General features: G+C 58.0%; 13 protein-coding genes. 5 read left to right on the plus strand and 8 right to left on the minus strand.

Features of this window, described 5'->3' with window-relative positions; genetic code table 11:
- From Q0Y21_RS01395 to Q0Y21_RS01410, 4 genes are all read right to left on the minus strand, one after another.
- Positions 1 to 1,272, minus strand: coding sequence for a high-affinity branched-chain amino acid ABC transporter permease LivM (locus tag Q0Y21_RS01395; RefSeq protein WP_297790821.1), 1,272 nt, complete (start codon positions 1,270 to 1,272; stop codon positions 1 to 3).
- Entirely contained in the window at positions 1,272 to 2,195 is a 924-nt protein-coding gene (gene livH, locus Q0Y21_RS01400) for a high-affinity branched-chain amino acid ABC transporter permease LivH (RefSeq protein ID WP_297790823.1), read from the minus strand. The genes Q0Y21_RS01395 and livH overlap by 1 nt, the downstream gene beginning before the upstream one ends.
- 162 nt (positions 2,196 to 2,357) lie before the next feature.
- Entirely contained in the window at positions 2,358 to 3,470 is a 1,113-nt protein-coding gene (locus tag Q0Y21_RS01405; protein WP_297790825.1) for a branched-chain amino acid ABC transporter substrate-binding protein, read from the minus strand.
- A 130-nt stretch (positions 3,471 to 3,600) separates the two neighbouring features.
- A complete protein-coding gene (locus Q0Y21_RS01410) occupies positions 3,601 to 4,557 on the minus strand; it encodes a tetratricopeptide repeat protein (RefSeq protein ID WP_297790827.1) in 957 nt (318 codons plus the stop codon).
- Between the two features lie 302 nt (positions 4,558 to 4,859).
- On the opposite strand from Q0Y21_RS01410, the gene Q0Y21_RS01415 reads away from it, so the two are divergent.
- On the plus strand, positions 4,860 to 5,354 hold the full coding sequence (locus Q0Y21_RS01415) for a MarR family transcriptional regulator (protein ID WP_127333715.1): 495 nt from the start codon (positions 4,860 to 4,862) through the stop codon (positions 5,352 to 5,354).
- 6 nt (positions 5,355 to 5,360) lie between these two features.
- Here Q0Y21_RS01415 and lon read toward each other — a convergent pair whose 3' ends face one another.
- Entirely contained in the window at positions 5,361 to 7,811 is a 2,451-nt protein-coding gene (lon, locus tag Q0Y21_RS01420; RefSeq protein WP_297790830.1) for an endopeptidase La, read from the minus strand.
- 200 nt (positions 7,812 to 8,011) lie between these two features.
- Between lon and trxA the strand changes: the two genes are divergently transcribed.
- Positions 8,012 to 8,875, plus strand: a complete 864-nt coding sequence (gene trxA / locus Q0Y21_RS01425; RefSeq protein ID WP_297790832.1) for a thioredoxin — start codon at positions 8,012 to 8,014, stop codon at positions 8,873 to 8,875.
- A gap of 31 nt (positions 8,876 to 8,906) precedes the next feature.
- Here the strand turns inward: trxA and Q0Y21_RS01430 are convergent, their stop codons facing one another.
- Positions 8,907 to 10,001, minus strand: coding sequence for a fatty acid desaturase (locus Q0Y21_RS01430; RefSeq protein ID WP_297790834.1), 1,095 nt, complete (start codon positions 9,999 to 10,001; stop codon positions 8,907 to 8,909).
- 136 nt (positions 10,002 to 10,137) lie between these two features.
- Here Q0Y21_RS01430 and Q0Y21_RS01435 point away from each other — a divergent pair, with 136 nt between their 5' ends.
- Positions 10,138 to 11,160 (plus strand): AraC family transcriptional regulator, encoded by a 1,023-nt coding sequence (locus Q0Y21_RS01435; protein ID WP_297790836.1) that lies wholly within the window; start codon positions 10,138 to 10,140, stop codon positions 11,158 to 11,160.
- Positions 11,161 to 11,192: 32 nt separating this feature from the next.
- Here the strand turns inward: Q0Y21_RS01435 and Q0Y21_RS01440 are convergent, their stop codons facing one another.
- Entirely contained in the window at positions 11,193 to 12,557 is a 1,365-nt protein-coding gene (locus Q0Y21_RS01440) for a lysine 2,3-aminomutase (protein WP_297790838.1), read from the minus strand.
- A 638-nt stretch (positions 12,558 to 13,195) separates the two neighbouring features.
- On the opposite strand from Q0Y21_RS01440, the gene aceE reads away from it, so the two are divergent.
- Positions 13,196 to 15,865 carry a pyruvate dehydrogenase (acetyl-transferring), homodimeric type gene (aceE, locus tag Q0Y21_RS01445; RefSeq protein ID WP_297790840.1) on the plus strand — a complete coding sequence of 890 codons (2,670 nt, stop codon included), beginning with the start codon at positions 13,196 to 13,198 and terminating at the stop codon, positions 15,863 to 15,865.
- Positions 15,866 to 15,875: 10 nt separating this feature from the next.
- On the plus strand, positions 15,876 to 17,540 hold the full coding sequence (gene aceF, locus Q0Y21_RS01450) for a dihydrolipoyllysine-residue acetyltransferase (protein ID WP_297790842.1): 1,665 nt from the start codon (positions 15,876 to 15,878) through the stop codon (positions 17,538 to 17,540).
- Between the two features lie 43 nt (positions 17,541 to 17,583).
- Here the strand turns inward: aceF and Q0Y21_RS01455 are convergent, their stop codons facing one another.
- Positions 17,584 to 19,446 carry a Clp1/GlmU family protein gene (locus Q0Y21_RS01455; RefSeq protein WP_297790844.1) on the minus strand — a complete coding sequence of 621 codons (1,863 nt, stop codon included), beginning with the start codon at positions 19,444 to 19,446 and terminating at the stop codon, positions 17,584 to 17,586.
- Positions 19,447 to 19,631 lie beyond the last annotated feature (185 nt).

Here is a 19,631-nt window from a genome sequence, read left to right on the forward strand (position 1 = left end):
TTACTCCTGTTTTTCCAGTTCGATATGGATGCGGCGCATGGGCATCAGTCCCTGCGGGCGCCAGACCATCATCAGTACCATGGCGGCACCGAAGATCAGCATCCGGTATTCGGAAAACTCCCGGGCCAGTTCCGGCAGAATGGTGACCGCAATGGCGGCGAGGATAACGCCGAGCTGCGAGCCCATGCCTCCGAGAACCACAATGGCCAGGACAATGGCGGATTCCAGGAAGACGAACGATTCCGGGCTGATAAAGCCCTGTTTGGAAGCAAACACAGTACCGGCGAAGCCGGCAAAGAACGCGCCTATAGTGAACGCTGACAGTTTCACCGACGTGCGGCTCAGCCCCAGCGAGCGGGCAGCGATCTCATCCTCGCGCAGCGCTTCCCAGGCGCGACCCACCGGCATGCGCATCAGGCGCCGGATCACCAGTGCGGTGAAGACAGCGAGAACCAGGGCGATCAGGTACAGGAAGATGATCTTGTGTTCGCTGCTGTAAGCGATGCCAAAGGTCTCGTGGAAGGAGGTGTTGCCTTCCTCCTTGACGCGCCGCCCAAACTCCATTCCAAACAGCGTGGGATCGGGAATACCGCCGATGCCGTTGGGGCCGCCGGTGAGGCTGGTCATGTTATTCAGCAGGATACGGATAATCTCACCGAATCCGAGGGTCACAATCGCCAGGTAATCGCCCCGGAGTCGGAGTACCGGGAACCCCAGTACCAGTCCAAACAGGGCGGCCAGCAGTGCGCCAATGGGAAGCGCGAACCAGAAGGAGACGCCGTAATACTGGGAGAGCAGCGCAAAGGTATACGCGCCGACGGCATAGAAGGCGACGTAGCCCAGATCCAGCAGCCCCGCGAGCCCCACCACCACGTTGAGGCCCAGGGCCAGCATGATGTAGATCAGCACCAGGGTGGCCAGATCGACCGACCCCCGGGAAACAAAGAATGGCCAGAATAACGCCCCAATGATAATCAGGGTCAGGATGGTGGATTCCAGCTTCAGCCGTTTGCTCTGCTCCATGGGCTGGCGGTTGGCCAGAGGGTTCAGTGCCGGGGCTTTGCCGAGCAACGCCATGATGTTGTCGCGGAACAGCTGGAACAGGAAGACAACCACCGCAGCCAACAGCACCGAAATAACGGTCTGGGTCGTGGCACCTTCCAGGATGATATCCGTTCCCGAGGAGACCAGGTTAAAGCCAAGTATCGGATACGCCACGATCAACGTGACTATGGCGCAGAACAGCGCGTGTTTCAGGTTGTGTGCAGCCATCAGATCTTTTCCACCTCCGGTTTGCCAAGGAGCCCGGTAGGCTTGAAGAGAAGAATGAGTATCAACAGGCCGAATGACACCACGTCCTTGTACTCCCCGCTGAGATATCCGGAAGTCATGCTCTCGGCGACGCCGAGGATGAGGCCGCCCAGCATTGCGCCGGGGATGCTGCCGATGCCCCCAAGCACCGCTGCTGTAAAAGCTTTCAACCCGGCAATAAATCCGAATAGCGGGTCGATGGAACCGTAGTACATGCCCAGCAGCAGGCCGGCGACCGCTGCCAGTGCGGCGCCAATGACGAAGGTGGCCGAGATGATGCGGTTGGTATCGATGCCCAGCAGGCTGGCCATCCCCAGGTCCTGGGAAACGGCGCGGCAGGCACGGCCGATACGTGACCGGGATATAAACAGGGACAGCAGGGACATACAGATTAGCGTAGTGGCGAAGATCGTGATCTGCATGTAGGAAATCGACGTCTGGAATGAGTCCTCGCTGCCAAAGCGGAAACCACCTTCAATCAATGCGGGAAAACCAATGTTGCGGGAGCCCTGAGCCAGGTGAACGTAGTTCTGCAGGAAAATGGACATGCCGATGGCAGAGATCAGCGGGATCAGCCGGTGGCGGCCACGAACCGGCCGATAGGCGACCCGCTCCACAGCCCAACCCATGCTGCTGGAGACAATCATGGCGCAGACAAGGGCTACGATGAGTATCAGCGGAAGCCAGGCGATACCAAGGGCGGCAAGCCCGGTGATGGCAATCAGCGCGGTGTAGGCGCCGATCATGTAAATCTCACCATGGGCAAAGTTGATCATGCCGATGATGCCGTAAACCATCGTGTAGCCGATGGCGATCAGGGCATAGGTGCTCCCGATCGTCAGCCCGTTAATGAGCTGTTGCAGGAAATAGAGCAGATCTTGCATTGTTATGGGACTCCGAAAGCCTGCCCCCTCCACTGACCACACCTGACGCTCCGGGGTGCCGTCGCGGGTGCGGGAAGGATCAACAGGAGCCTAGAAAAACACCTTCTCCCGGATCGCGGTGAGAAGGTGCTCTCATTATTACCGTTTTTTAACGATTTCGGCTCAGTTTACCGGAGTTTTGCTGCCATCTGAATGCCATTCATACACAACGAATTCAAAGGACTTCATGTCACCCTTTTCATCGTACTCAACGGTACCGATGGGGGTGTCGAATGAGCCATTACGCAGTGCTTCGGCGACATCAAACGGATCTGTCGAGCCCGCTTGCTCAATACCCTCGGCAATAAGCTGAACGGCAGTGTAGGAAGTCAGCACGAATGGGCCGGAGGGGTCCTCGCCTTTTTCCTCGAAGGCTTTAACCAATTCCTGGTTTTGTTCCTGTTGGTCGAAGCTGGGAGGAAGTGTCACCAGAAGGCCTTCAGCGGCGTCACCGGCGATGGTGTTGATGTCCTTGTTGCCAACACCCTCTGGACCCATGAAGACGGTGTCCAGGTCAGCCTGCTCGGCCTGGCGCAGGATCAGCCCCAGCTCCGGGTGGTAGCCGCCGTAATAGACATAGTCAACATCCGCCTGCCTGAGCTTGGTAATCAGGGACGAGAAGTCCTTGGCGCCGGCGGTAATGCCTTCGAACATGGCAATTTCAACACCGGCATTTTTCAGGGTGTCGCGGACGGCTGTGGCAATGCCTTCACCATACTGCTGCTTGTCGTGGACAATTGCGACGCGCTCAGGGTTGAGGCTGGCGAGGTATTCCGCGGCAACAGGGCCCTGCATGCTGTCCAGGCCGATGGTGCGGAATACCAGTTCGTATCCGCGCTCGGTGATGGCCGGGCTGGTGGAAGCCGGGGTCACCATGAGGATGCCTTCGTCCTCGTAGATGTCAGATGCCGGCTGGGTAGAGCTGGAACACAGGTGGCCAACCACAAAGCGAACGCCATCGTTCACCAGGCGGTTTGCCACGGTGACAGCCTGTTTGGGGTCGCAGACGTCATCCACCTCTACGGCTTCCAGCATTTCTCCGTTGACGCCGCCATCGGCATTGATGCGTTCAATTGCCATGCGGGCACCGGAGAACTGCATGTCACCATACTGTGCAACGGGGCCTGTCATCGGGCCGGCAATGCCGATTTTGATTTCAGCGGCGGCATGACCTGCGCCCATCAGGGCAATGGAAGCGCTAACAGCGGTTACGAGTTTCTTTACTGAAGTTCTCATTGGGTCAGTCCTGTCGTGTTCCGGGTTATTCTTATGTTCTCAGATAGTTAAACAAACACCACGCCCTGCAACTTGTCAAGCTGATCGGGCCAGTCTTTGCTCGACCGCAAAGATTGTGCCTTGTCCGACCCTAAGCCTCTGTATTGTTCTCTTCTGTGTCCGGGAAAATGAGGGCCCTGAAGCTGTCGTGGTCCCGAAGTTGTTCGAAACTGGGGTCCACGGACGCGTCATCACGGTAGGCTTCGGAAATATCGATGGCCCGCTGCAGGGTTGCCACTGCATCTTCCCAGCGCCCGATTTCGGCATAGGCGCATGCCAGCTGATAGTGCGCGTGGCCATTATCTGGTGCGAGTTTGAGTGCACGTTGACACAGGCTGATGGCCCACAATGGTTCCTGCATCTCCAATACTGCATCGGCCTTGTAGCTTAGAGCTTCCACGTCGTCCGGTCGCAAATCCAGAATCCGGTCGTAGGCGGAAATCTTGTTTTGCTGGGAGGTTTCCTGGCTGGCTTTGAGCCACAGCGAGTGCACTTCATTAGTACGCTCAATTTCCGCCTGATTCTGGTGGATGATGTCGGATTTTTGCTGCAGCTGTTCTTCGATGGACTTCAATCGCTTCTCGTATTCAACGACCAGCTCGTTTACCCGTTTTTCGGCCAGGCTTGTGAGCTGGTTACGCATGTCGCGAATGGAATTCCAGCCGATCACGACCAGTATTGAGGTGGCACCGGCGATCAGATAGAAGAAATAGGTCACTGTGTCGGTGGCGTAGGACATGGTCTTGTCCGCGACGGAGAGTTCCTTGTCCACGACCTTTTCAATCAGCTCCGCCCGTGTATTCTGCATCTCTTTGCGCAGGGCTTTGCTTTCCTCCAGCAGATAGAGTTCCACAAAAGGCGTATACATGGGTTTTTCCAGCGACTCTATACGTTTTTCAACGTCTTCAGCACTCAGATCATCGGGCGGCGCGGCGGATGTTTGGGCCTGCGCGCCGGAGGCAATGAGTATGGCTATCAAGGCGCTTGTCAGAATGGGGATCAGCCGAAAGTTTGTCAGGGGATTGCGCCCCCAGTAATGCTTGGTCATGTAGCTATGTCCGTTCTGCGGAAGTTCAACAAAGTGATGACCTTAGCACAGTGCCTGCAGGAAAAAATGCGGGATGAACGAATGCCTGTCCGATCAATGATGCATGGCCGCGGATGCTCTGAGCAAATGCCGACTTGCATTTGCGGGAACAAAGACCTCTAATAGTTAGTGGTATAAATAAATTGATGGCAAGGACAGTGAGGCTGAAGCCGATGGCGAGTAGCAGAGTGCTTTACTCGAAGCAGCTCAACGCCTCCGATTTCAATCATAATGTGGCCCCCGGCCCGGATCGGAGTAGTACCGTGAACAATTATGAACAGGTGCTGGTGGCACTGCGGCGTGTTATTCGTGCAACCGACCTGCACTCCAAGCGCCTGAGTAAGCATGCGGGCCTGACGGGGCCGCAATTGCTGATCATGCGAACGATCCGTGATCTGGGGGAAGTGACCATAGGCACCATCGCCGACAAGGTGAGTCTCAGCCAGGCCACAGTGACCACCATTCTGGACCGCCTGGAGCACCGTCAACTGGTTTACCGGGTGCGCAGTACCCGGGACAAGCGCAAGGTGCACGCGCACCTGACCGAGGACGGCGCGGATATCCTTGCCCGCGCGCCCCAGCCCCTGCAGGAGGATTTCATCAAGAAGTTCCAGAGCCTGCATGAGTGGGAGCAGACCATGATCATCGCGTCGCTTCAGCGGGTGGCCAATATGATGGACGCCGACGATATTGATGCCTCGCCGGTGCTCGATGTCGGGCCGGTGCTGAAGGACGACGGCTGGAAAGAGAAGGCCTGAAGGCCTTCAATGCACCGAAGACCCCCTCCTGGGCTTGTTGCCAAAACAGACCTGAAACACATCGCTGTATTGTTTGGCGAAATTCACCGTCAGGCCTTCCTTCAGGTAGTCCGGTAGCTCCTCGTAATCCCCCCGGTTCGCCTCCGGCAGAATCAGGTTGCTGATTTTCTGACGGCGGGCGGCTATGACTTTTTCACGGATACCGCCTACCGGCAGCACCTGGCCTGTCAGTGTCAGCTCACCGGTCATGGCAATGTTCTGTTGTGGTGCTTCCCGCCGTGCGATGGACAGCAGGGCAGTGGCCATGGTGACGCCGGCGCTGGGGCCATCCTTTGGTGTCGCTCCTTCCGGTACGTGCAGGTGCACAAAGGATTTGTCGAAGAACGTGGGGTCGCCCTTGAAGCGCTTGAGGTTTGACGACACATAGCTGTAGGCGATTTCCGCCGATTCCTTCATCACATCCCCGAGTTGCCCGGTCAGTTTGAAGCCACGCTGGGAGCTGTGAATACGGGACGCTTCAATGCTCAATGTGGCGCCGCCCATGGCAGTCCAGGCAAGGCCGGTAACCACACCGATGCCCTTGAGGGATTTTTCTTTACGGAAGGAGGGCTGGCCGAGGTAGGTTGCCAGGTCTGCCACACCAACCTTCACCGGGGTATCCGGATCGTCCAGTAATCGCACGATGCCCTTGCGGATAATCTTGTGCAGCATTTTTTCCAGGTTACGCACCCCGGCTTCACGGGCGTAGCCCTCAATGACCTGTTTCACCGCCGCATCGCTGATGTTCAGCTGTTTTTTCAGCAATCCCACTCTCTTCAGCAGGCGAGGTATCAGGAAGTGCTTGGCGATGGCCAGCTTTTCCTCGGCGATGTAGCCGGACAGCCGGATAACGTCCATCCGGTCCAGCAGCGGGCGGGGGATGGTGTCCAGTTGATTGGCGGTGCAGATAAAAAGGACCTTCGACAGGTCCATGCGAACGTCCAGATAGTGATCCAGGAATTCGCGGTTTTGCTCCGGGTCCAGGGTTTCCAGCAGGGCAGAGGCCGGATCCCCCTGATAGGACGCGCCAATCTTGTCGATCTCGTCCAGCATGATCACCGGGTTGGACACCTTGGCGTCTTTCAGCGCCTGTACGAATTTGCCGGGCATGGCGCCGATGTAGGTGCGGCGGTGGCCCTTGATCTCGGCCTCGTCTCTCATGCCGCCGACGCTGAAGCGATAGAATTCGCGGCCAAGGGCATTTGCCACCGAGTGACCGATGGAGGTTTTGCCCACCCCGGGTGGGCCGACCAGCAGCAGTATCGAGCCGCTGACTTCACCTTTGAACGTGCCTTCGGCAAGGAACTCGACAATACGGTCTTTGACGTCCTCCAGGCCATCGTGGTCGCGGTCCAGTATCCGGCGGGCCTCCGTCAGGTCGAAGTGGTCTTCAGAGGTCAGTCCCCAGGGCACCTGGGTCAGCCAGTCCAGATAGTTGCGGGTGACGCCGTATTCCGGTGATCCCTGCTCCAGCACCTGCAATTTCTCGATCTCGTCTTCGAAGCGTTCTCTGACCTGCCCCGGCGGATTCAGTTTTTCCATGCGGGCCTGGAAGCGCTCCACGTCCGCGGTCTTGTCGTCCTTGGCCATGCCCAGCTCGCGCTGGATCACTTTCAGTTGTTCCCGCAGGAAGAATTCTCGCTGGTGTTTCTGCACCTTATCGTTAACTTCCTCGCTGATCTCCGCCTGCAGGCGTGCCACTTCCTGCTCCTTGCGCATGAGCAGGAGCACCTTCTCCATCCTGCGGAGAAGAGGAACAGTATTCAGCACATCCTGAAGCTCCTGGCCCTTGGCGCTGGTCATGGAGGCGCCGAAATCGGCCAGTGGCGAGCTGTCGTCCGGCCCGAAGCGGGACAGGTATTGCTTTACCTCTTCTCCGTACAGCGGGTTGGTGCGCAGAAGATCCTTGATGGCGCTGATGATGGCGAGGGTGTAAGCCTTGAGTTCATCGGCTTCTTCCTCGGGTTCGTTGGGGTACTCCACCTCAACCAGGTAAGGCGGTTTCCGACGCAGCCACTGGACGATCCGGAACCGTTGCAGGCCCTGGGCAATAAACTGGACCTTGCCGTTCTCCTGCTGGGCGTGGTGAACCCTGACGGCGCAGCCTATGGTTTCCAGTTCGTCGCTGGCGGGAATGTTTCGCTCCGGATCCGGGCCGTCGACAAAGCAGATGCCGAGAACCTTATGGTCGGTTTCGGCCACACGCTTGAGGGTTTCGTTCCAGGGATCCTGATTAACCACTACCGGCTGGACCTGCGCCGGGAAAAACGGGCGGTTGGATACCGGCAGGACGTACATGCGTCGGGGCATCAGTTGCTGGGGCAGCGCCAGGCCCTTGCTGTTCTCATCTTTACCGATGTACTCGGTGACATCTTCCTCGAATTCTTCAAGAGAGTCATTACGGTTGTCTTCGTTCATACCGTGCCAGTATCCATCCGGAAAGTTTGGTGAGGGGCATGATCGACTGCCCCGACGTGTCATTTATAGCTTATGTAAAGTCAGTTGCGGGTATTTCAAGGACCTCCGCCCAAGATGGGCGTGAGCCTTGAAATTCATCGTTTTGCCCCCAATACCATGGCAAACCCAACGAACTTTCCCAACCTGTTCAGGTGCCACTGATGAGCAATTCGCCTTATATTTTTGAAGCCAATATGGAGAACTTCCAGCAGAAAGTGATGGAAGCTTCTTCAACCACCCCCGTTCTGGTCGATGTCTGGGCGGAGTGGTGTGCACCCTGTAAGCAATTGATGCCCTTGCTGGAAAAACTGGCTGAGGAGTATCAGGGGGGCTTCATGCTGGCCAAGGTAAATGCCGACGAACAGCAGCAGCTGACCGCCTCACTGGGGGTGCGCAGTTTGCCCACGGTGATTCTGGTAAAGGACGGCCAGGCCGTGGACGGGTTCAATGGTGCGCTGCCGGAGAGCGAAATTCGCAAGGTGCTGGACAAGCATGTGGAGGCCCCCAGGGAAGATCCCTACGAAAAAGCCCACCGGCTCTGGGAGGGCGGCGACGTGGAGGGCGCCCTGGCGATCCTGACGGACATGAACCAGAAAGACCCGGAGGACCTCAAGGTCCTCATTGACCTGGCACAGTTGAAAGCGGAAATGGGGGATCTGGAAACTGCCGAACAGGTGCTTGAGAGTCTGCCGCCGGAAGAGAAGATGCAGACCCAGGCGAGGCAGCTGGCGGCTCGCATCAAGTTTCTGAAACAGTCCGCAGAGCTGCCGCCCATCAAGGATCTGGAAATGGCGCTGGAGCAGGACCCGAAAGACCCCCACGCCCTGCATCAATTGGCGCTGCACCATATCCTGCAGGAAAACAACGCTCAGGCGATGGAGCTGCTTATCCGCCTGATGCAATCTGACAGCAAATACAAGGATGAAGTTGCCAAGACAACACTGATCGAACTGTTCGACAAGCTTGGCAACAACAACCCGGACGTGAGGACCTACCGGCGCAAACTGTACACCTTGATGCACTGATCCGTTCGGTCAGCCTGAACCATTTCTGGATTCAGGCTGTCTGGCGTTCCTCTGCAGAGGTCTCTGCGTAGAAACGGTTTCCCCTCAGGAAAGTCCCGTAATCGTTGAAGCGAACCCCCATCTTTCTCATTACCTTGTGGGCGGCCGGTGCCGTCCATTGCCGGATATAGAAAGGTTCCCGCACCGCGAAGTGGTGAATGGCGTGGGTGCTGCCGAAGTTGAAGCAGAAAACCTGCATCGGCATCAGCCACCAGGGGTTGAGGACCTGGCATTGTTGCATCACGTTCCGGGCTTCGACGTCGCCGTAATAGTGCATGTTGGAGCTGATGAAGTGCAGGCAGAATGTGCGCAGGAAAGACGGCAGCATGTACACCACAGCAAAGGTATTCAGAGCGCTCATCACCGCAGACAGCTCGGCTGACAGGGTGAGCGGGTTGCCGCTGATCTGGGCGGTAAACAGGACTACGTGGGCGACCACCCAGCCGTGGAACAGCAGGTAATAGATGTTGCCCAGCGGTGCATAGGCGAGCATCTGCTGCAGGCTCATTTTTCTGGCTTCGCCCCGTGATGCCGGCTTCTGGGAGCGGATATACTGGCGCACGGCGCGCTGCATGGTAAACGGGCGGAGGAAAACCGCCATCATATTATCCCCGGTCATCAACAAACGCCGTAAGCCCCAGCGCTCACCGTTGGTAATGCCCCGCTCCTCCAGGTCGCTCTCGGTGCCGCTGAACTTGTGGTGGTGCAGGTGAAGCTTGCGCCGCACAAAGGGGCTGACGGTGCTGGCCCGTGCCAGCCAGCCCACAGCCAGCATAAGATCGTTGGCCCAGGGGCGGTTCTTGAAGTACATCAGGTGGATCAGGTCGTGTTCCAGCTCATGAATGAAGGAAGCGAAAATGGCCGTTGCCGGAATGCATGCCCACCAGGGGATGTAGCCCATGACGTAGAGTGTGCCACTGGCGATCATGCCCAGCAGTGAAACGATCATGATCGTTGCGCCGATCAGGTTCTGGTGTTTCTCAAGCCACGGATGACGGCGGCGAAGTGCCCGACCCTCTTCAAGAATGGTCTTGCGGATGTAATCAGTTTTCTCCGCATCGGTCATGGTGTTCGGATCAACAGACATGGATTTGACCTTTTTTACGGTTGTGGTTGGCAGCCAGGCACCTGTACCTGGCGATATCTGCTGCTATTGTGAGTGGGTCCATACCGAATCGGGGTATGATTGCACGACAAAAAACGATCATTAGACGACAATTACAATGACAACCGTTTCCATTGTTTCCAGTCAGCCTACTGTTCCCGGCACCTACGTTCTGCTACTGATCGATGTAGTAGAGCGGTGGAACGTCACCGTGGAACAGCTGTTATCAGAAGAGGGGCTTGCGCTGGAAGACCTGCTGCGCAGCGGCTTCCGTGTCCCCAGAGAAAGTTTTTCACGGCTTATACAGCGGGCTATCGCGCTGACAGGTGAGCCTGGCATCGGTTTCCTGTTGGGATTGCAGATGAAGGTGTCGTGTCATGGGGTGATCGGGCAGGCTGCCATGGTGGCAAAAACGCTGGGCGAAGCGCTCGATATCGCCCAGGCCTATTTCGCAGTCCCTTCGTCCGATCTGACATTGCGCCTCGATCGGGAGGGCGATGAGGTTCGTCTCATACTGAGTGAGCGGGATGGGCGCTACCAGCTCGGGGAGGTAGGGGCGCAGTTCCTTCTGACCGGGTTTGCCGCCATGGGGGAGGCGCTCACTGGCCGCAGGCTCAAGGGCAAGGGGGTGGTCCGTTTTCCAGAGCCGCCGTACATGGATCGCTTTGAGCACCTGATCGCGGGGCAGCTGATCTTTGACGGTGACTTCAATGGCTTCATCTTCGACGCATCGATTCTCGACTATCCCCTGGTCATGGCGGACCCGGTGGCTGCGCGGGTTGCCCGGGAGCAATGTAAAGAAGAGCTCGGGCGGCTGGGTGGCGGGCGCTCGCTGGTGCAACAGGTGCGGGACCTGGTGTTTGATGAGGAGCTGGGGTTTGCTTCCATGGAGGAGGTAGCGGAAAAGCTGAATGTGACTCCGCGAACGTTGCAGCGCCGGTTACAGGCTGAGGGAGTGGTGTTCCGGGAATTGGTAGAGTCGATCCGGCAGCAACATGCCAGACGCCTGCTTGCTATCCGGCAGAAAAGTATTGGTCAGGTGTCGGATTTGCTGGGCTACTCCGATGTCACCAATTTCAGTCGGGCGTTTCGACGCTGGACCGGCTGTTCGCCGCGGGATTATATGAAGGCGCCGGACTAGCGGCGCCTTCCTTTCGGGAGAGAGGGGCGGCCTCAGCCATTCCCCTTCTTCATCTGTTCATATTCATCCTCAAAGAAGAACTTCTCTTCCCCGAGTGCCGGTTCCAGCTCGTGCAGCCAGGTGGCTGTCTCACTGTACTTGGCGAAGAACGGGCGCTGCACCCAGTCCGGGTTGCGTCCCTGCAGGAAGCGCAGTACGAACACCTTCTCGCCATTGATTTCGGTGATGCCCTGCACCTCTACCTTGCCGGGGCCGGCGCTCATGGAGGGGCCGCGCGCGGTGCGGGCCAGGCCGGAGACCTGTTTCATGGCTTCGCGGTAGATCTGGAAGGCTTCGGCAAGCGGCACTTCGAAGTAGTTCTTGGCGCCAGTGTCCCGCTCCACAAACATGTAGTAGGGGATGATGCCCAGCTGAACTTCTTTCTTCCACAGTTTGGCCCAGGCTTCGGCGTCGTCATTGACGTGCTTGATCAGCGGGCCTTGGGCACGAATCTCTGCGCCGGTGGCGCGGATACGACGGATCGCTTCTTCGGCGATGTCGGTGGTGATTTCCTGCCAGTGGTTGTAGTGAGCCATGATGGCCACGTGCTTGCCAGCATCGACCAGGCGGGCAAACAGATCGATCAGCTCGTCCGCGTCCTTGTCGGTTACGAAGCGATACGGCCAGAAGGTCAGAGCCTTGGTGCCGATGCGAATGGTCTGGATGTGGTCGAACTCCGGCTGCAGCAAAGGTTCCAGATACTGCACCAGGTTCTTGGTCTTCATCACCATGGGGTCGCCGCCGGTAACCAGCAGGTCGGTAACCTCGGTGTGTTCCTGCAGGTAGCCATGAAGCTTCTCGGCTTCGGTGCTGGCCATCTTCAGGTCCTTGTCACCGACAAACTGTGCCCAGCGGAAGCAGAAGGTGCAGTAGGAGTGGCAGGTTTGCCCCTGGGCCGGGAAGAACAAGACGGTTTCCCGATACTTGTGCTGGACTCCGTCCAGAACCTCGCCGTCCAGCTCGGGCATGTTCATTTCCATCTGGCCGGCCGGGTGGGGGTTCAGCTCGTCACGGATTTCCTTGGCAACGGCCTGAATCTCTTTCTTGTCAGCACCTTCCCGATGCATCTTTGCCATGCGCTCGAAATGTTCGTCCTTCAACATGCCTTTTTGAGGGAAGACAAGCTGGTAGATCGGGTCGTTGGGTACCTTGTCCCAGTTGATCAGTTCGTTGATCACATACTCGTTGACCCGGAACGGAAGCACGCTGGCGACGACCTTCATTTCGAACAGGGTGTCTTCAGGGAGATTCTGGATAACCTCAATCTTGTCGAGCTGGCGGTCTGTATAGACCTTGAAGCGCCGCTCTTCGAACTCGGCAGTCGGGATGCGGTTCGGGAACGTGACGATGGAGTTCATAGATCGCCCTCTGGTTGAATGCCAATGTCAGGAGGATGGGGGTCGCCAACACTCCTCTGGTTAAAAAACGGGCAGGCAAGTATACATAAATCGATATTTATTTTCAGGTCTAATTAAAAAATCCTGGCGTTTTTGTAGAAGTGACTAGTCAAAATTGCCGAACGTCTTTAAAAATCAGCCAAATGTTCCGAAAGGTAATTATTGTCAGGATGGAAATTCGTTTAGCGTGATAAGGATAGGATGCCCTCCGTAGGAATACTACGACATTGGTCTAGACTTGGTTGTTTGCTGCTCGAAAACCCGTCATTATTGCGTAAGTAGTCGCAATAAAAGGTTTTGGTTTTCCTTAAATGGCCCTCGCAGTTGAATGTTTCTCTGGTTTTGTAGTAAAAAAACTACATAATGGCGGGCGAGATCCGGGCAGTTTCACGCCAGGCTTGCACCTTCTGGCCAAAAGCCGCGAATACAAAGGTGCCCAGGCAGTAAAGATGGCCAAGCTGTTCTATGCTTGATGACACTAGTCAGGCTGAATTATCCAAAACAACAGATTCTGCAATTCACCGCAGCGAATGACACCGTAGGCGCCAGGCTGCTGATCGTGGCCTGAGTGGCCTTTTTAATGCCAAGGGGAGGGTTTGATGTACCAGGACGATGATCCCATCGAGACCAGTGAATGGTTAGATGCACTGGAATCTCTTATCGAACAGGAAGGCGTGGACCGCGCCAAGTATATTCTGGAAAGGCTCTCCGAACGAGCCAGCCGCGATGGTACCGAGTTACCGTATTCGATCACCACCCCATTCCGTAACTCCATCCCCGTGACCCAGGAAGCCCGCATGCCGGGGGACCTGTTTATGGAACGCCGTATTCGCTCGCTGATCCGCTGGAACGCCATGGCCATGGTGTTGCGGGCCAACCAGCGTCCGGGTGAGCTGGGCGGGCACGTGTCCTCATTCTCCTCGGCGGCCACTCTATACGATGTCGGCTTTAACTACTTCTTCCATGGCGGTGACGAAAAGCGGGAATCGGACCTGGTGTATTTCCAGGGCCACTCATCACCTGGTATTTATGCCCGCTCCTACCTGGAAGGCCGCTTTGACGAAGCACAGTTGGACAAATACCGGGAAGAAGTGGATGGCAATGGCCTGTCTTCCTACCCCCACCCCTGGCTGATGCCGGACTACTGGCAGTTCCCCACGGTGTCCATGGGGCTGGGCCCGATTCAGGCGATCTACCAGGCCCACGTGATGAAGTACCTGCACAGCCGCGAGCTGATCGACATGGGCGACCGCAAGGTGTGGTGCTTTATCGGTGACGGCGAGTGTGACGAGCCGGAAACCCTGGGCTCCATCTCAATGGCCGGTCGCGAGAACCTGAGCAACCTGATCTTTGTGGTGAACTGCAACCTGCAGCGCCTGGACGGTCCGGTGCGGGGCAATGGCAAGATTATCCAGGAACTGGAAGGTGTGTTCCGCGGTGCCGGCTGGAACGTACTGAAAGTGGTCTGGGGGCGCATGTGGGATCCGCTGTTCGAACAGGACAAGGACGGACTCATGCAGCGGGTGATGGACGAAGCCGTGGACGGCGATCTGCAGAACTTCAAGAGCAACGGTCCAGCCTATACCCGCAAACACTTCTTCGGAAAGTATCCGGAGTTGTCCAAGCTGGTGGAAAACCTCACTGACGAGGACATCAACAAGCTCAATCGTGGTGGCCATGATCCCTACAAGGTATACGCGGCCTACCATCACGCCATCCACAACAACGGCGGGCGCCCCACGGTCATTCTGGCCCATACCATCAAGGGGTATGGTTTCGGGAGCGCTGGTGAAGCGCAGAACACCGCACACTCCCTGAAGAAACTCGACATCGAGCAGCTAAAGGCCTTCCGCGATCGTTTTGCCGTGCCGCTGAAGGACGAAGAGCTCAAGGATGTGCCTTACTACCGACCGGCACCGGACAGCCCGGAAATTGTCTACATGAACAAGCGCCGGCAGGAGCTGGGTGGTTTCTATCCCAAGCGCCGCAAGGATTGTCAGCCGCTGCAGACACCGCCGCTGGATACCTTCAAAGCTTTGCTGGAAGGCTCCAATGGCCGTGAAATCTCGACCACCATGGCCTTTGTGCGTCTGCTGACGGCCCTGACCAAGGACAAGCGCATTGGCAAGCGGGTGGTGCCGATCGTACCGGACGAGGCCCGTACCTTCGGTATGGAGGGCATGTTCCGCCAGCTCGGCATTTACACGTCGGAAGGCCAGAAGTACGTGCCGGAAGACCGTGACCAGATCATGTACTACAAGGAAGACAAGAAGGGCCAGATCCTCGAGGAAGGCATCAACGAGGACGGTTCCATGGCTGCCTGGATGGCAGCCGCGACTTCCTACAGCACCAACAACTTCCCGCTGGTGCCGTTCTACATCTTCTACTCCATGTTCGGTTTCCAGCGTGTGGGCGATCTGGCCTGGGCGTCTGGCGATATCCAGGCCCGTGGCTTCCTGGTCGGTGGTACCGCCGGGCGCACCACGCTCAATGGTGAAGGCCTGCAGCATCAGGACGGCCACAGTCACATCCTGGCCCAGACCATTCCCAGCTGTAAGGCCTACGACCCGGCCTATGGCTATGAGATGGCCGTGGTGATCCGGCATGGCATCAAGGAAATGTTTGAAGACAACCACAATGTCTTCTATTACCTGACCATTGAAAACGAGAACTACGAGCAGCCCGCCATGCCGGAAGGCAAGAAGGTGGAAGACGGCATCATCAAGGGCATGTACCAGTTTGAGTCCGTCGAAACCAAGGGCCGCAAGAAGACGCCGCGGGTCCAGTTGATGGGCTCCGGGGCCATCCTCAATGAGGTGCGCGCCGCTGCCCAGTTGCTGAAGGACGATTTCAGCATTGCCAGCGATGTCTGGAGCGTGACCAGCTTTAACGAGCTGGCCCGCGACGGCCTGCATACCGAACGTTGGAACCGCCTGCATCCGGATGACACGCCCAAGAAGGCTTACATCACCCAGTGCCTGGAGAAACAGCAAGGGCCGGTGGTGTCGTCCACCGACTATATCAAGCTGTTGTCCGAACAGGTGCGTGCCTATATTCCCAAGACCTACCTGACCCTGGGTACCGACGGCTTCGGTCGCAGTGACACCCGCGAGAAACTGCGGAGCCACTTCGAGGTGGACCGCTTCTACGTGGCGGTCACCGCGCTCTCGGCTCTGGCACGGGATGGTGAAATCAAGGAAGAGGTGGTTCTCGAAGCCATGCGCAAGTACGGAATCGATCGCAACAAAACGAACCCGGTGCTGAGCTAAGGAGACCGCCATGAGTGAACAGGAAATCAAGGTTCCGGATCTCGGCGGTGCAGACGAGGTCGAGGTTATTGAAGTTCTCGTCAGCCAGGGGGATTCGGTTGAGGAAGAAGATCCGATACTGACCGTAGAATCCGACAAGGCGTCAGTTGAGCTGCCATCGCCCGGCGCCGGCAAGATCACCAAAATTACCGTCAAGGTGGGTGACAAGGTCAAGGAAGGCGACGTGGTCGGCATGATGGAAGCCAGCGGCGACGCTGGAGGTTCGGATGACGACAAAGGCTCTGGTGAAGAAGCTAGCTCCGGCAAGGACGAAAAGGCCGAAGCCAAATCCGAAGACAAGGCTGAAGAGACAAAGCCGACCCCGAAGAAATCTGGCGGTTCCCGCAAGGAAACCGTTCAGGTTCCGGCTCTGGATGGCTTCGATAACGTACCGGTGATCGAGATCAACGTCAGCGAAGGCGATGAGGTTGAGGTTGATGACGCGCTGGTCACCGTGGAATCCGACAAGGCCACCATGGAGATACCGTCTCCCTTTGCCGGAAAAATTGGCAAGATCCTGGTGTCCGAAGGCGACAAGATCTCTGAAGGTCTCGACCTGGTCGAAATGACCGTTGTGGAAGAAGGCGGTGAAGAACCGGCCTCTGAAGCTGCGGAGCCCTCGGATGATACCAGGCAGGAAGGCAAGTCCGAGTCTGCAGGTAAGCGTGAGGAGCCGAAGCCGGAACCGGCTTCGGCGACCTATGAACCGCCAACGCCCGGCGCCAAGGTGCATGCTGGTCCGGCGGTGCGCAAGCTGGCCCGTGAATTCGGCGCGGACCTGACCCGCATCAAGGGCTCGGGTCCCAAAGGACGCATCCTGAAAGATGACGTGCAGGCCTATGTGAAGAGCCAGCTGCAGCAAACGCAGCAGGGCAGCACAGTGGCTGGCGGTGGTGGTGCCGGTATCCCCGGTGTGAAACTGCCGGACTTCAGCCAGTTTGGTGACATTGAGCGCGAATCCATGTCGCGGATGATGTTTGCGACCGCCAACAACATGCAGCGTAGCTGGCTGAACGTGCCCCACGTCACCCAGTTCGAGGACGCGGACATCACCGACATGGAGGCCTTCCGCAAGGCGCAGAAAGCGGCCGGTGAGAAGAAGGGCGTGAAGATGACGCCGCTGCCGTTCCTGCTGAAAGCCTGCGCCACGGCGCTGGCGGAATTGCCGCAGTTCAACGTGTCCCTGGACATGGAGCGCAAGGAAGTGGTCCGCAAGCAATACATTCACATCGGGATTGCGGTGGACACGCCTCACGGGCTGATGGTGCCGGTGATCCGGGATGTGGACAAGAAGGGGCTCTGGGAACTGGCTGCGGAAAGTGCGGATCTGGCCCAGAAGGCCCGGGACAAGCAGCTGAAGCCGGCCGAGATGCAGGGTGCCTGTTTTACCATTACCAGCCTGGGTGGTATCGGTGGCACAGCGTTTACGCCGATCGTGAATACGCCGGAGGTGGCGATTCTTGGTGTCTCCAAGGCGTCGATGAAGCCGGTCTGGGATGGTAAGGATTTCCAGCCGCGGCTGATGTTGCCGCTGTCGCTATCTTACGATCACCGTGCGGTGAACGGAGCGGATGCAGCACGGTTCACGACACTGCTGAGTCAGCTTCTCGGGGATATTCGGTCCCTGCTTCTCTGATCCCTGGCGGTATTGCTCCAGTAGCCTTCGGGCTACGGAGCGATTAACCGGATAGCGGCGTACTTTTCTGCGGGACCACCAGTCTGTCAGTGAATTTCCGAAGTTCCTCGTACACCCGGTCCTGCTGTTTTTCATAGCGGTGGGAGAAGTGAAAGGCAACCAGCTGCCTGACGTCGGCCAGGTTGGCGATACGGGCACAGGTCTCGGTGGTCAGGTGCTGGGTGCGTTCGGCCTGGTCCCTGTCGGCGAGCAGAAATGAAGCCTCGCAGAACAGGGTGTGGGCATCCCGGGCCAGCTCGCTCAGCTTGCGCACGTTCTCGGGGCTGTCGCGGAAATCGGTGGCGTACACGACTTTCTCACCGGGCGCTTTCTCCAGGCCGTCCAGCTGATCTCCGCGTACCTTGGGCTGACAGCGGGGCTCGTAGGCGTAGGCCATTACCGGGACCCCATGGTCCAGTTGGGTGGCGCGGACAGCAAAGCCCGCTTCCTGGTGTACAACTCCGTCCCTGATGGTCAGTGTTTCCAGGGGGATGGCCTGGGTTTCGCCAGCGGTGACCTGCCAGCGCTTGAGATGGTCCTCGTACCATTCGTGGACGATAAACTTCGGGGCGCGATCCTCCACCCGGTCCCATAGAATGCCACTGACCATACCTGACACATGCTTATGCAAGCCCGGCGGGCCAAACAGGCGGCAAGGCGGATAATGTCCGATGCGGCAACGAACCAGCCACAGGAAGCCGCCAATATGGTCGGCGTGGGCATGGCTGATAAACACATCGCTGATTTGGTGCGCGGCCCGCAGTGGCATCCGGCCGGTATCGCCGATATCGAAGAGCAGACTGCGGCCCTGGTGCAGCATTCGCAACTGCAATAAAGGATCGCCGGTAACACCGTTGACCAGGGTCGCCACAGTATTACCCACCCGCACCGCCACCTGGGGTTCACCGGTGACGTTAGTGAGTGCGCCCAGTTCCACTTTCACTTCTGTGGCGCCGGCGGCTATGGGGCGTGTGGGATCGGGTGCGGGAGGTTTTTTGGGGGCCGTGTGCAGTCGGTTGTCGCGGTAGACGGCGTCACGCACCAGCAATTGGTCGACGTCGACGGGCCGGCTGGCGGCTTTCACCTGTATGAGTGTTGGCGATGCTTCCTGCACTTCGCCCAGGGTCTGGAGTTCGCCTTGATGGAACAGAGCGACCTGACGACCACGCCAGGCCCTCGGGTTGTCCAGGGGCGGTGGCGTGCCCAGCAGGGTGAGCGGTTCAGGCGCCAGGCTCACGGTGTGGCCCTTGCCCAGGTGCTCGTTCCAGAGTTGGCTGCGCTTCAGCATCCGCTGGGTCCGTGGCACGGGGTGGGCCTGGGGAGACGAGGTTATGGTAATAACCCGCGCCGGCAGGGACGCCAGCTCGTTGTGCAAGGGCAGTGGATGGCCCTCGCGGGCCAATACCAGGCAAAGGTCGATATGAGCCGTGGCGGCCAGTGCCTGGAGCAACTCGGCGCCGCCGACACCTCGAACCAGTCCAGGGCTGTCCAGGAACAGGGGGGGCGTTTGGGTTTCTGGTGTTTGTTGAGTTCGTGGTAGCCGGGCCAACAACCGGTTGACGGCCATCACCAGTGGCATCCGGAAACGACCGGCATCCAGGGTACACAGGGGCTCGCTGGCCAGGATCGACCAGTCATCACCGTCGAGGCGAGCCAGCGTCAGGGTGCCCGGCACCCCAAAGCCGGGCATGCCGGGATCGCAGTTCAGGCAATAGCTGTTGCGCCCCCGGTTGGTGAGTTCGGTCACCAGTCGGCGGATCAGGGTGGTTTTGCCGCTACCGGACTCCCCCACCACTAACACGCGGTGGTCGGTGTGACAGAGCCGGTCCAGCAGTTCTGCTTCTGTCGGTTGGTACGGATCAATCACTCCGCATCCTCACTGATATTCAGTATTCAGTGTCTTTCTATAATACGCCGGTGTGGCATAGGCTGCAGTCCACGACATTTCTGCTTGCGGCACGGTCCGTCAGGGCTGACGGCATTCCGGCCAATGCAGCCAACGGGTTTCCTCTCCATGATCGGCGCTTGCCTTCGGATAAACCCATGCATCCT

The sequence above is a fragment of the uncultured Marinobacter sp. genome (genome assembly GCF_947259545.1).
Taxonomy (GTDB): domain Bacteria; phylum Pseudomonadota; class Gammaproteobacteria; order Pseudomonadales; family Oleiphilaceae; genus Marinobacter.